General features: G+C 59.0%; 12 protein-coding genes. 5 read left to right on the forward strand and 7 right to left on the reverse strand.

Translation table 11 applies throughout. The features are described 5' to 3' along the window. Together AC6I8P_RS08555 and manX are read right to left on the reverse strand one after the other, a co-directional pair. Positions 1-801 (reverse strand): PTS mannose/fructose/sorbose transporter subunit IIC, encoded by an 801-nt coding sequence (locus AC6I8P_RS08555; RefSeq protein WP_031280203.1) that lies wholly within the window; start codon positions 799-801, stop codon positions 1-3. Positions 802-858: 57 nt separating this feature from the next. Continuing rightward, the gene (gene manX / locus AC6I8P_RS08560; RefSeq protein WP_058757739.1) at positions 859-1,821 is read right to left on the reverse strand and encodes a PTS mannose transporter subunit IIAB; all 963 of its coding nucleotides are present in this window, start codon (positions 1,819-1,821) and stop codon (positions 859-861) included. A 510-nt stretch (positions 1,822-2,331) separates the two neighbouring features. Here manX and AC6I8P_RS08565 point away from each other — a divergent pair. Further along, positions 2,332-3,900 carry a TerC family protein gene (locus AC6I8P_RS08565; protein ID WP_021510030.1) on the forward strand — a complete coding sequence of 523 codons (1,569 nt, stop codon included), beginning with the start codon at positions 2,332-2,334 and terminating at the stop codon, positions 3,898-3,900. Positions 3,901-3,912: 12 nt separating this feature from the next. Here the strand turns inward: AC6I8P_RS08565 and pdeD are convergent, their stop codons facing one another. The 4 genes from pdeD to pabB form a co-directional block, all read right to left on the reverse strand. Then, the gene (pdeD, locus tag AC6I8P_RS08570) at positions 3,913-5,475 is read right to left on the reverse strand and encodes a cyclic di-3',5'-guanosine monophosphate phosphodiesterase PdeD (protein ID WP_058757738.1); all 1,563 of its coding nucleotides are present in this window, start codon (positions 5,473-5,475) and stop codon (positions 3,913-3,915) included. Between the two features lie 234 nt (positions 5,476-5,709). After that, the gene (locus AC6I8P_RS08575) at positions 5,710-7,074 is read right to left on the reverse strand and encodes an L-serine ammonia-lyase (RefSeq protein ID WP_058774595.1); all 1,365 of its coding nucleotides are present in this window, start codon (positions 7,072-7,074) and stop codon (positions 5,710-5,712) included. Positions 7,075-7,264: 190 nt separating this feature from the next. Further along, the gene (locus AC6I8P_RS08580) at positions 7,265-7,834 is read right to left on the reverse strand and encodes a CoA pyrophosphatase (protein WP_021510033.1); all 570 of its coding nucleotides are present in this window, start codon (positions 7,832-7,834) and stop codon (positions 7,265-7,267) included. Between the two features lies 1 nt (position 7,835). Continuing rightward, positions 7,836-9,188, reverse strand: coding sequence for an aminodeoxychorismate synthase component 1 (gene pabB, locus AC6I8P_RS08585; protein WP_132462407.1), 1,353 nt, complete (start codon positions 9,186-9,188; stop codon positions 7,836-7,838). Between the two features lie 115 nt (positions 9,189-9,303). Here pabB and AC6I8P_RS08590 point away from each other — a divergent pair, with 115 nt between their 5' ends. Continuing rightward, a complete protein-coding gene (locus tag AC6I8P_RS08590) occupies positions 9,304-9,489 on the forward strand; it encodes a YoaH family protein (RefSeq protein WP_058774597.1) in 186 nt (61 codons plus the stop codon). Positions 9,490-9,502: 13 nt separating this feature from the next. Here AC6I8P_RS08590 and AC6I8P_RS08595 read toward each other — a convergent pair whose 3' ends face one another. After that, on the reverse strand, positions 9,503-9,847 hold the full coding sequence (locus AC6I8P_RS08595) for a RidA family protein (protein WP_498031119.1): 345 nt from the start codon (positions 9,845-9,847) through the stop codon (positions 9,503-9,505). Between the two features lie 125 nt (positions 9,848-9,972). On the opposite strand from AC6I8P_RS08595, the gene yoaA reads away from it, so the two are divergent. From yoaA to AC6I8P_RS08610, 3 genes are read left to right on the forward strand one after another with little or no spacing between them, the layout of a single operon-like run. Further along, complete coding sequence (gene yoaA / locus AC6I8P_RS08600; RefSeq protein ID WP_058771245.1) at positions 9,973-11,883, forward strand: DNA repair helicase YoaA; 1,911 nt, start codon at positions 9,973-9,975, stop codon at positions 11,881-11,883. A 52-nt stretch (positions 11,884-11,935) separates the two neighbouring features. Beyond that, a complete protein-coding gene (tsaB, locus tag AC6I8P_RS08605; RefSeq protein WP_021510038.1) occupies positions 11,936-12,637 on the forward strand; it encodes a tRNA (adenosine(37)-N6)-threonylcarbamoyltransferase complex dimerization subunit type 1 TsaB in 702 nt (233 codons plus the stop codon). Between the two features lie 60 nt (positions 12,638-12,697). Next, entirely contained in the window at positions 12,698-13,291 is a 594-nt protein-coding gene (locus AC6I8P_RS08610) for a Slp family lipoprotein (protein ID WP_010616392.1), read from the forward strand. The last annotated feature ends 186 nt before the right edge of the window (positions 13,292-13,477 follow it).

Here is a 13,477-nt window from a genome sequence, read left to right on the forward strand (position 1 = left end):
CTAGTCGAGTTCGTTGTCGAGGTCGTTGTTAGCCGGGCCCGCCGAGGCAGCGCCTGCAACGCGGTTGTATTTTGGCGCCAGCTGGATATACAGCACCGCCATTACCACGCCAATCACGCCCAGCGCCACCAGGTTAAAGTTGGTGAACGCGGCGGTGACAAAGCCAAGATAGAAGAACGGCATCAGGTAACCGGCACGCATCATGTTGATGACCATCGCGTAACCGACCACCACGATCATGCCGCCGGCGATGTTCAGACCATTGGTGACCACTTCCGGAATTGAACTCAGCAGGCTGTGTACCGCGCTGGTACCGACCGAGACCGCCACAATCAGCGCCGGGATAGCGATACGCATCGCCTGCAGCAGCAGGGCAGAGACGTGGATCCACGAAATCGCCGTCAGGTTGCCTTTCTCCGCAGCTTTATCCGCGGCGTGCTGGAAGGCGACAGTGATGGTACGCACGATGATGGTCAGCACCTGACCGGCCGCGGCCAGCGGGATGGCCAGCGCAATACCGGCACCGACGCTTTGACCGCCGGCAATGACCAGAATGGTGGAGATGATGGAAGCCAGTGCCGCATCCGGTGCCACTGCCGCACCGATGTTCATCCAGCCCAGCGCGATCATCTCCAGCGTACCGCCGATGATGATGCCGGTTTTCATATCACCCAGCACTGCACCAATCAGGGTACAGGCCACCAGCGGCCGGTGGAACTGGAACTCATCGAGAATCGATCCCATCCCGGCAATACAGGCCACAATAAATATCAACACTATTTGTAGCGAGGTTATTTCCATTGCATTTTTCCTCAGCAAGATCAGAACTTTTTGCCCACGCGCGCAGGCACAGGCGAATCAGGCATTGACCTTCGCAATCAGGTCCATCATTTTCAGTTTCGGGTCGTTGGAGACTTTACGCACTTCCAGTTCGATACCGCGCTCATTCAGCTTGCGGAAGGCAGCGATGTCCTTCTCATCCACCGACACCGCGTTATTAACCTGCGTTTTCCCCTGACGGAAGGCCATGCCGCCGATATTCACCGACTTGATATCCACGCCTTGCTCTACCACGCGCTCAACATCGGTCGGATTGGTAAACAGCAGCATCACGCGATCGGAACCGTACTTCGGGTTGTTCCACACGCGGATCATCTTGGCGATATCCACCACGTGGGCGGTCACGCCCGGCGGCGCTACCTGAGTCAGCAGGGTTTTGCGAACGTGATCGTTGGCCACTTCATCACTGACGACGATAATGCGCGTCACGTTGGTCTCTTTGGTCCAGCGCGTGGCTACCTGGCCGTGGATCAGACGGTCATCGATACGGGCCAGGCCAATTTTCATGTGCTCGCCCGGCGCCAGCGGTTTCTGCGGCTGGGCAGGGGCTTTCGGGGCGGGCGCTGCCGCTGCCGGCGCGGCGGATTCGGTTTTGAGCGCTTTCACCCCCTCGCGGCCGGCCTCGACGGCGATATGGATCAGCTCTTCCAGCGATGGATCGTCATCGCGCCCCATCAGGGTTTCCACCAGCATGGGAATGTTGACCCCGGCAATAACGTCATAGCCCGGTTTATCCACCACGATGCGGCTGGCGGCGTTAAACGGGCTGCCGCCCCAGGTGTCCACCAGAAACAGCACGCCTTTCGACGTGTCGAGTCGGGCGAGCTGTGCCTGATATTTTTCGATTAGCGTTTCTGCATTCTCGCCGGGCACGAAATCAATCCATCCGACATTTTCCTGCTCGCCCAACAGCATTTCTGCTGTTTTCAGCAGCTGTTCTGCCGCCCAGCCATGTGTACCAATTACAAGCGCAATGGTCACTTGCTACCTCCGTTCGCATGAGAGTTCCCGACCATGGCCGGGAATCATTGAGAATTACCGTTGTTATTATCTGTGGATCGCCCGGGACTAAATTGAAGAAAGTCATCAGGAAAAGGCCCAAAACATTCCGCGATACAGCAGTAAGGTCGCGATTTATTTTAGTGAGCGAAAAAATAAAATATGTGACGTTGCTCTGCTATTCAGAGCGTACCGGCGGCAACGGGCATTTTTATGGCAGTTTCTTGCGCTGGCGCAGTTATTTGTAAATGTAAGAAAATTTTTTGACGTTATTGATGTAACTGATACATTAGCTTTCTGTTTATTACTCAGGAGTACCGGGCTTTAGCTCACCTATATGGACCGTCACCGACGTCGCTTCACTTGTTCCCCGCGCTGCTCAGCGCGCACCCTGACACCTGCCGGTGTTGCTTCATCCGTTAACGCTCTCTCGTCTCGCCTTCCGGCGCAGGCTCAGTCGCGTTCGCCCTTACGTTTAGCAAGGAGTCATTGATGGAATTTCTCTTCGACCCCTCAATCTGGGCGGGTTTACTGACGCTGATCGTGCTGGAGATTGTGCTCGGCATCGACAACCTGGTGTTTATCGCCATTCTTGCCGACAAGCTGCCACCGAAACAGCGTGATAAAGCGCGCCTGATTGGTCTGTCGCTGGCGCTGGTGATGCGCCTCGGCCTGCTGTCGCTGATCTCCTGGATGGTGACGCTGACGCGACCCCTCTTCAGCGTAGGCGATTTCAGCTTTTCCGGACGAGATTTAATTCTGTTGATTGGTGGTTTGTTCCTGTTGTTTAAGGCCACCATGGAACTGCACGAACGGCTGGAAAACCGCGGCATGGAGCATCAGGGCAACAAAGCCTATGCCAGCTTCTGGGCGGTCGTGACGCAGATTGTGGTGCTGGACGCGGTGTTTTCCCTGGATGCGGTGATTACCGCCGTCGGTATGGTGAACCATCTGCCGGTGATGATGACTGCAGTGGTGATTGCCATGGGCGTGATGCTGCTGGCCTCAAAACCGCTGACCCGCTTCGTCAACGCGCACCCAACGGTGGTGGTGCTGTGTCTGAGCTTCCTGCTGATGATTGGTCTGTCGCTGGTGGCGGAAGGCTTTGGTTTCCATATTCCGAAAGGCTATCTGTACGCGGCAATTGGCTTCTCGATTTTGATCGAGCTGTTCAACCAGATTGCGCGCCGGAACTTTATCCGTCATCAGGCGCACCGTCCGATGCGTGAACGTACCGCCGAAGCGATTCTGCGTCTGATGGGCGGGCGCCAGCGTAACCAGCCGGCGCATACCGAAGAAGCGTCACTGACCGAAGCGATGCCGCAGGAAGCGTTTAAAGACGAAGAGCGTTACATGATTAACGGCGTGCTGACGCTGTCACAGCGTTCGATTCGCAGCATCATGACGCCGCGCGGCGATATCTCGTGGGTCGACGTCTCGCGTCCGCTGGATGAGATCCGCATTCAGCTGCTGGATACGCCTCACAGTCTGTTCCCGGTGTGTCGTGGCGAACTGGATGAGATCATCGGCGTGGTGCGCGCCAAAGAGCTGTTGGTGGCGCTGGAGCACGGTATGGATGTCGCGACCTTCGCGGCCAACACGCCGCCGATTGTGGTACCGGAAACGCTGGATCCGATCAACCTGCTGGGCGTATTGCGTCGCGCTAAAGGCAGCTTCGTCATCGTTACCAACGAATTTGGTGTGGTACAGGGCCTGATTACGCCGCTGGACGTGCTGGAAGCGATTGCCGGTGAGTTCCCGGACGAAGACGAAACGCCGGATGTGGTGGCGGATGGCGACGGCTGGCTGGTGAAGGGCGGTACCGATCTGCACTCGCTGCAGCAGCTGCTCGACCACCATGAGCTGGTCGATCCGGATGAAGATCACGCGTCGCTGGCCGGCCTGTTGATTGAGCAGAAGGGGCAGCTGCCGCTGCCGGGCGAGATTATCGATTTGCCACCGCTGCACTTCCAGATTATCGAAGCCACGGATTACCGTATAGATCTGGTGCGCGTCACCAAAGACAAGCCGCATCATGACGAGGAAGAGGGCGACGCCTGATGTGGTCCGGCATCAGGCGCCCAGCTGCGCCTGATGCTGCGCCAGCCATTGCGGGAAGTCCTCAATCGGCATCGGGCGCGCATAGTAGTAACCCTGCAGATGATCCACGCCGCGCTCGCGCAGATAATGCGCCTGCTCGGCGGTTTCCACGCCCTCCGCGACCAGCGCGATATTCAGCCGCTGCGCCAATGAAATCACCATATCGGTCACCGTGGCGTTGATCGCGTCAGTACCAATCGCGGCGGTAAAAATTTTATCGATTTTCAGTACGTCCGGCTTCAGGTCTTTCAGATAGGCCAGCGAACTGTGGCCGGTACCGAAATCGTCAATCGCCAGCCGCACGCCAATTTCATGCAGCTGCGCCACGACCGTCTGGTCGATAACTGGCAGCGCATCGCGCTCGGTCAGCTCCACCACCAGTTTCGGCAGGGGATTGGCGGGCCACCAGTAGCGCTGTAAATCCTCAACAATCAGGCGATCGCGGAAGTGGCTGGCCGCGACGTTAATCGCGATATGGAAAGCCGGGCACTGTGGCAGATTAGGCAACTCCGCGACGACTCTGGCAATCACAAAGCGCGTCAGCGGTGCAATCAGATTCTGGCGTTCGGCCAGCGGAATAAATACGTCCGGGGCAATCCAGCCCTGACGCGGATTGTGCCAGCGCAGCAGCAGCTCGATACCATCGCAGTCGCCGCTGCGGGCATTGATCAGCGGCTGGCAGTAAACCATAAATTCGTTAGCGGTGATGCCATAGCTGATTTGCCAGCTCAGGCTCATGCGATTGGCGGTGGCCAGCCAGACGATATAGCCCAGCAGCAGGCTCAGCAGTACCGCCAGCGGCAGCTGAGACGGCAGCGTGTTGAGCGCCAGCCGCGCCGGAGAGGGACCGTACAGTGTAATGCTGTAGGGATAACGCAGCGAGGCCTGATCGTACGCCACTTCGTCATCGGACGGCACGGTATGCTCGATCAGCGGATTACCGTACTCGAGGCTCTGTCCGCCTACGTTGAAGATTGCGCGTTCCACCCACGGCAGCTGCGGCTCCAGCAGATAGTTGGTCATCAGCTCAATGTTGATGATCTGCAGCAGGCCGTCCTGGTTATCCAGCGACTTTGGCGTCCACAGCAGCAGCACCGGCGAACCTTTCAGCAGGTAGTCGTCGGTGGACAGCATCATGCGCTGGTTGTTGATCGCCAGCTCGGGATAGGTCTGGCTGAACGAGATGTGGCGCGGGCCATAAATACTCGAACAGTAGATGGTATCGTCCTGCACCAGCAGCACGGTGCGCACGGTTTGCAGCGCGGCGATCTTCTCAATCAGCGGGTAGCGCACCTGCGTGCAGGGCACGCCCACCAGCCCCAGCGTGTTGTTGGCGGAGACGTCCAGCGGCGAAAACATGCGGTCAAAGCGTTCAATCGCGCGGGTGGCAAAGTTAAGGGACTGCTGCTCAATGCGTGACTTCTCTTCGATGTAGCGAAAAGTCAGCGTAAGAATGAGAACCAGCGACGCGATCACCAACGCAATAAGCAGGCGCTTACGGCGAAATTGACCCACAAATTGCTGGGGAAGGAGCATCAGTAACCACCTTGCTAAGACAAAGAATGAGGCCAAATTAACGTGAAGGTTATCGGCATGGCGGCGGCCAAATTTAGCGCGGCTGGAGAAAAAAAGCGGCACTAAAAAATCGCGCGACCGGTAGAGGTCGCGCGCAAAAATAATGTATCTGGTTTGATAACGCGGAGGTAGAGGCCATTGCAGAAATAATGGCCGATCGCTGCAATTGTCAGCAGCGAAACGCGACGTTGCCGGTCAGTCGCACTGCACCTTGATCGCCAGACCGCCACGCGAGGTCTCACGATATTTAGCGTTCATATCTTTGCCGGTCTCGTACATCGTCTCGATCACCTTATCCAGCGATACGCGCGGCTCGCTGGTGCGGCGCAGCGCCATCCGCGCGGCGTTGATCGCTTTCACCGAAGCAATGGCGTTACGCTCAATGCACGGCACCTGTACCTGACCGGCGACCGGATCGCAGGTCAGTCCGAGGTTGTGTTCCATGCCGATTTCAGCGGCAACACACACCTGCTCCGGGCTGGCTCCCAGCAGTTCAGCGAGGCCAGCGGCGGCCATTGAGCAGGCCACGCCTACTTCGCCCTGGCAGCCGACTTCGGCACCAGAAATCGAAGCGTTCATTTTGTACAACACGCCAATCGCGCCCGAGGCGAGGAAGTAGCGGATAAAGATATCCGGCGTGACCGTTTCGATGAAGTGATCGTAATACGCCAGCACCGCCGGCACGATGCCGCAGGCACCGTTGGTCGGTGCGGTGACCACACGACCACCGGCCGCATTCTCTTCATTCACCGCCAGCGCAAACATATTGACCCAGTCGATGACGTTCATCGGATCGTTGGAGTGTTTGGTCGAGGAGACCAGCAGACGTCGCAGCGACGCCGCCCGACGCGGCACGCGCAGCGGGCCCGGCAAAACGCCTTCGGTATTCAGGCCACGATCGATACACGCCTGCATGGTTTGCCAGATGTTGCCAAAATAGGCGTAAATCTCGTCACGGCTGTGCAGCGCCAGTTCGTTTTTCATCACCAGCCCGGAAAGCGACATGCCGGTATCGCGGCAGTGGCTGAGCAACTCTTTGGCTGAATGGAACGGGTAGGGTACGGCGACCTCATCCAGTACTGACTGACCAAAGTGCGCTTCATCGACGATAAAGCCGCCGCCAATTGAGTAATAGGTTTTGCGCTCAAGCAGACGATCGCCGGCAAAAGCGTACAGAGTCATGCCGTTTTCATGCAGCGACAGGTTTTCGCTGCGGAATACCATGCCGCCGTCACGCGGGAAGTCGACCTCGCGCGCGCCCTGTGCCAGCAGCAGCCGCTCACGCGTTTCGACATCTTTGATAAACGCCGGAATGCTGTCGATGTCGACGCTGGCAGGCTCAAAGCCGGCCAGACCCATGATGATGGCAATGTCGGTGTGGTGTCCTTTCCCGGTGAGCGACAGTGAGCCGTAGACATCCACCGCCACGCGCGTCACGTCCTGCAGCTTGCCCTGTTCGATCAGCAGGTCAACAAACTGTTTGCCCGCTTTCATCGGGCCAACGGTATGCGAACTGGACGGGCCGATACCCACTTTGAACATGTCAAAAACACTTATCACCGGTGACGCTCCTCACAAATCTTCTTTTCTACGGCGCAGGCCGTTAATGCGGCTAATAGTAATCGCCAGCGGGCGGCAGCGAGCAGCTTTTCGCATGAAATAAACTAATTATAAACCACAGAAATAGTTATCCGTATCCCCGGATGTGAACGGGATCAATTTTTCGGCCAGGGTGAAACGGGACGGGGGATCAGGGCAGGGCGATCTGCTGACCGAGCGCGCGCAGGATACCGGCGGTCATGCCCCAGATAAAATAATCTTCATACCACGACAGCCACACCTGGTGCTGGCGATGACCGCGGCGCAGCGTCAGTCCGCTGTAGCGCCCCAGCCGCAGCGCCTCTGCGAGCGGCATGGAAAAGGCGCTTTCAACTTCATCCGGGTTGAGCCGCAGCGGTAAGTGCGGCGGAATGATACCGACCACGGGCGTGACGGCGAAACCGGTACTGCTGGTGACTGGCGGTAACACGCCGACCACCCGCACCTGCTGCGGCGCGATGCCCACTTCTTCCTGCGCCTCACGCAGTGCGGTGGCGATCAGCGAATCGTCAGTGGCATCCATCATGCCACCGGGGAACGCCACCTGCCCGGCGTGTTTGCGCAGTAGCGCGGAGCGGCGGGTCAGTAGCAGTTCAGGCTGGTCGCCATCAATCACCGGTACCAGCACCGCGGCACGGCGTCCGCTGATCACGCTGTGCGCGGTCGCCAGCGGCGGCTGCAGCACAAAGCGACTGAGAAACTGCGCCAGCGTCAGCTCCATATCACGCCTCATCACGCAGACAGGGCAGAATACGGTTGAGCTTGTGCAGCGTCTCCTGATATTCCGCCTCAGCCTCGCTGTCAGCCACCAGACCGCCACCCGCCGCGCAGTACAGCTGCTGGTTTTCGGCAATCAGCGTGCGGATGGTAATGCTGCTGTCCATACGCCCGCACAGGCTGATGTAGCCGATACTGCCGCACCACGCATTGCGCCGCTGCGGTTCGAGTTCTTCGATGATCTCCATCGCGCGGATCTTGGGTGCGCCGGTAATGGAGCCGCCGGGGAAACAGGCGCGCAGCAAATCGGTAGCGGAGAGCGCGTCTGGCAGCCTGGCCCGCACCGTGCTAACCAGGTGATGCACCGCCGGGAACGGCTCCACCACAAACAGCTCCGGCACGCTGACGCTGCCCGGCTCGGCGACGCGGCCAATATCATTACGCAGCAGGTCCACAATCATCAGGTTTTCCGCCCGATCTTTTTCGGCGCTGGCCAGTTTCTCCGCCTGCAGCCGATCGGCCTGCGGATCGGCCAGGCGCGGCAGCGTGCCTTTAATCGGCCGGGTTTCAATCTGCTGCTGCTGCAGCGAGAGAAAACGCTCCGGTGACAGGCTCAGCACGGCACTGTGCGGCAGACGAAGGAAGGCGCTGAACGGCGCGCGGTTGGCGCGGTTGAGACGTAAAAACGCCTGCCACTCATCGCCGCGATAGCTGGCCTGAAAACGCTGCGCCAGATTAACCTGGTAGCAGTCGCCCGCCTGAATGTAGGCCTGCACTGCCTGGAAACGCGCGGCGTACTGCGCATAGCTCATATTGGCCTGCCAGTCGCTGGTCAGGGCAAAAGGTTTGGGCTGCGGCACCGCCAGCGCCTGTAGCCACTGCCAGCGCTGCTCCGCGTCGTGCAGGGCAATCAGCGTCAGCGTCTGGCGATGATGATCGGCAATCAGCGCCCAGTCATAAATGCCGACCGCCATATCCGGCGTGTGTAAATCCTGCTGCGCCCGCTGCGGCAGCGTTTCGAAACGGCGACCGAGGTCATAACCAAACAGACCCAGCGCGCCGCCCTGAAACGGCAGATTTGCATCAAACGCCGGCCGGATGCCCAGCGCGTCCAGCTGTTGCTGCACCAGCTGCAGCGGATCGGCGTTAGAGTGGCTGATGCCGGTGCCGTCGTCGATGGCGGTACTGTCACCGCGCGTCGTCAGGGTCACCCGCGGGTCGGCGGTGAGGATATCGAAACGGTTATCCGCGTGCTCGGCGTGACCTGAGGTCAGCAGCATCGCCCACGGACGGTGCGCCAGCGTGGAAAAACGGTGTAAAAGTGTATCGGGCGTATACTGTAGCGAGAGGGTTTTCACGTTCGTTTGGCTAAATCAGTTCAGCAGGCAGGCGCGTAGCCTGGCATATTTTTTTGCTGCTGGCACCTGTTTGTTCAGCGTGGAATAATGCGTCCCCCCATTACAGGAGTGCATCATGTTTTCAGGTCTTCCGGCTTTATCGCACGAACAACAGCAGCAGGCAGTGGAACGTATTCAGGAACTGATGGCCGGCGGCATGTCCAGCGGGCAGGCGATTGCGCAGGTGGCGCAGGAAATTCGCCAGAGCCATCAGGGCGAAGCGATTCGGGCGCGCTTCGAAGAGGACGAAGACGACGAATAGCGCCCGGCGAGCGTTATAGCGCGGCGATGATTTTGATTTCCACTTTATAGTGCGGATTCATCAGGCCGGCCTGCACCGTGCAGCGTACCGGCGCATTACCCGGCGAGACCCACGCATCCCAGGCGCGGTTCATCGCGGCAAAGTCCTCTTTGTCTACCAGGAAAATGGTGGCGTCGAGAATTTTGCTTTTATCCGAACCCACGCGCGTCAGGATGCGGTCAATCACCGCCAGCGCGTTGGCGGTCTGCGCTTCCGCATCGTCATCCAGATTCTCCGGCACGCTGGTGTAATACACGGTCTGGTCATGTACAACCGCTTCGGACATGCGGTGCTCGGCATCAATACGCGTAATGGTCATGCTGTTCTCCTTTATTTTTGCTGCGTTAGCCTGCCATATCCCATGGCCGGCTGTCATCTGTTGTGGTCGCCTGCGGTGAATCCTGACATAATTACAGTAGTTTTAAGAGCAATCGGTGAGGATGTGTGGCAGACGATTTTGCAGCGGATGGCGCGTTAGCGCAGGCGATTCCCGGCTTTAAGCCGCGCGCGGCACAGCGCGAAATGGCGCAGGCAGTGAGCGAAGCGGTGCAGCAGGCGGGCGAGCTGGTGGTCGAGGCCGGCACCGGCACCGGTAAAACTTATGCTTATCTGGCACCGGCGTTGCGGGCGAAGAAAAAAGTCATTGTATCGACCGGTTCCAAAGCGTTGCAGGATCAGCTCTACAACCGCGATCTGCCGACCATTGCCCGCGCCCTGGCGTTCAGCGGCAAAACTGCGCTGCTGAAAGGGCGCTCCAACTATCTGTGCCTGGAACGGCTGGAACAGCAAAATCAGACCGGCGGCGATCTCAGCGTGCAGGCGCTCGGTGATTTGATTAACGTGCGCAGCTGGTCATCGGAGACCGTCGATGGCGACGTCAGCAGCTGCGCCGGCGTTGCGGAAGACAGCCCGATCTGGCCTTACGTTACCAGCACCAACGATAACTGCCTCGGCAGCGATTGCCCGCTGTATAAAGATTGCTTCGTGGTGAAGGCGCGCAAAAAAGCGATGGATGCGGATGTGGTGGTGGTGAACCATCACCTGTTTCTCGCTGACCTGGTGGTCAAAGAGGGGGGATTTGGCGAGCTGATCCCGGAAGCCGACGTGATGATCTTCGATGAAGCGCACCAGCTGCCGGATATCGCCAGCCAGTATTTTGGCCAGCAGCTGTCGAGTCGGCAACTGCAGGATCTCGCCAAAGACATTATTCTTGCCTACCGCACCGAGGTGCGCGATGTGCAGCAGCTGCAGAAATCCGCCGACCGGCTGGCGCAGTGCGCACAGGATTTTCGGCTGACGCTGGGCGAGCCCGGTTTTCGCGGCAATCTGCGCGATCTGCTGAGCGACAACAACATCATGCGCATGTTTACGCTGCTGGATGATGCGCTCGAGCTGTGTTACGACGTGATTAAGCTGTCGCTGGGCCGTTCCGCGCTGCTGGATGCTGCCTTCGAGCGTGCCGCGCTGTATCGCACCCGGCTCAAGCGTTTACGCGCGATTGATGAACCGGGCTTCAGCTACTGGTACGAATGCAGCAGCCGGCACTTTACGCTGGCGCTGACGCCGCTGTCGGTCGCGGAGCGCTTCCGCGAAGTGATGGACGGACGCAAAGCGGCGTGGGTGTTTACCTCAGCGACGCTGGCGGTCAACGAACAGATGAGCCACTTCGCCAGCCGGCTCGGCGTGGATAATGCCCGCACCCTGATCCTCGAAAGTCCGTTTGATTATGCGCAGCAGGCCTTGCTGTGCGTGCCGCGCAACATGCCGGAACCCAACTATCCTGGCGGTGCGCGTCAGCTGGCACGCATGATGAAACCGCTGATTGAAGCCAACAAAGGGCGCTGCTTCTTCCTGTGCACCTCGCACAAAATGATGCGTGAGCTGGCGGCGGAGTTCCGCGCCTCCATGACCTTACCAGTGCTGTTGCAGGGCGAAACCAGCAAAGGGCAGCTGCTCAAACAGTTTCTTGATGCCGGCAACGCACTGCTGGTGGCCACCAGCAGCTTCTGGGAGGGCGTTGACGTGCGCGGTGATGCGCTGTCGCTGGTGATCATCGACAAGCTGCCGTTTACCTCGCCGGAAGATCCGCTGCTGAAGGCGCGCATGGAGGATTGCCGTCTGCGCGGCGGCGATCCGTTCAACGATGTGCAACTGCCGGACGCGGTGATCACCCTCAAGCAGGGCGTGGGCCGTCTGATTCGCGATACCGACGATCGCGGCGTGCTGGTGATTTGTGACCAGCGGCTGGTGTCGCGTCCGTATGGCGGTCTGTTCCTTAATAGCCTGCCGCCGACACCGCGCACCCGCGATTTACAGCGTGCGATTGACTTTGTGCGTCCGCCAGAGCAGCACTAATTTGTGCCAGGCTGTGGTAAGATGCGCGCCATTTTGATTCTCTGAGGTTGTTATGTCCGCCCGAATTTTAGCCCTGGACACCGCGACAGAAGCCTGTTCTGCCGCGCTGCTGAATCAGCAGCAGATCGATGCCCGCTTCGAAATCGCGCCCCGCGATCATACTCAACGTATTCTGCCGCTGGTGCAGGAATTGCTGCAGGCGCAGTCGCTGGCGCTGAGCGCGCTGGACGCGCTGGCGTTTGGCCGCGGGCCCGGCAGTTTTACCGGCGTGCGCATCGGCATTGGCATCGCGCAGGGCCTGGCGCTGGGCGCAAATCTGCCGATGATTGGCGTATCCTCGCTGGCAACCATGGCGCAGGGCGCCTGGCGTTTGACCGGGGCAACGCGCGTGCTGGCGGCGATTGATGCGCGCATGGGTGAAGTCTACTGGGCAGAGTATCAGCGTGATGAGCAGGGCGAGTGGCAGGGCGCTGAGAGCGAAGCCGTACTCAAGCCGGAAGCGGCACAGGCGCGCATCGCGCAGCTGAGCGGCGAGTGGGCCACTGTCGGCACCGGCTGGCAGGCTTATCCGCAGCTGCTGGCTGGCGCGACCGGGGCACAACTGCTGACCACCACGGTCACGCTGCCTGCCGCAGAAGATATGCTGCCGCTGGCGCTCAGCGCCTGGCAGCGCGGCGATAGCGTGGCGGTGGAAAATGCTGAGCCGGTTTATCTGCGCAATGAAGTGGCATGGAAAAAGTTGCCGGGACGCTAGGCGCCCACGCAACTTATTTTTGCGCCTTCAGTCTAACGGAGAAATAACAGGAGAAGTGCTATGCCAATTAGTCGTAAAGGGATGTCTGGCGCTCTGTTAGCCTGTGCGCTGTTGCTCAGCGGCTGCGTGTCAGTGCCGGATGCCATTAAAGGGAGTTCTCAGCTTCCACAGCAGGATTTATTACGCGTGATGAATGCGCCGCAGCTGTATGTCGGCCAGGAGTCGCGCTTCGGCGGCAAAGTCGTGAAGGTAACTAACCTCAACGGCCTGACCCGGCTGGAAATTGCCACTCAGCCGCTGGATGACAGCGCGCGACCGCGCCTCGGTGCTGCCTCAATTGGCCGCATTTATGCGGACATTCATGGTTTTGTTGATCCGATCGACGTCAATAATCAGTACGTCACGGTGCTGGGCAACATCAAAGGCACCGAGAAAGGAGAAATTGGCAAAGCCAGTTACAACTTTGTGGTGATTGATGTGCGCGGTTATCAGCGCTGGCATTTGACTCAGCAGGTGATGACGCCGCCGCAGCCGATCGATCCGTGGATTTGGTACGGGCCGACGCGTCGCCATCCCGGCTATTGGGGGCCTAACCCCTACTGGGGCATGAATACCGGCGGTCCGGCGCAGGTCGAGACCATTCTTACCGAATAGCGCTAAACAGGTTTTTTTACGGCCCGGTCGCGGTGCTCGCGAACGGGCCTTTTTATTGGGCGCGCAACCGATGCGCGAAATTTAGTGATGCGCCTCGCAACCTGAAAATGCCGGAACAGGCAAACTGGTACAATCAGTTAAAATATTGTTAACAACACTGATTGCAGAGGCGGCGATGGCTACGCA

This window comes from gamma proteobacterium symbiont of Lampromicra miyakona, assembly GCF_059730895.1.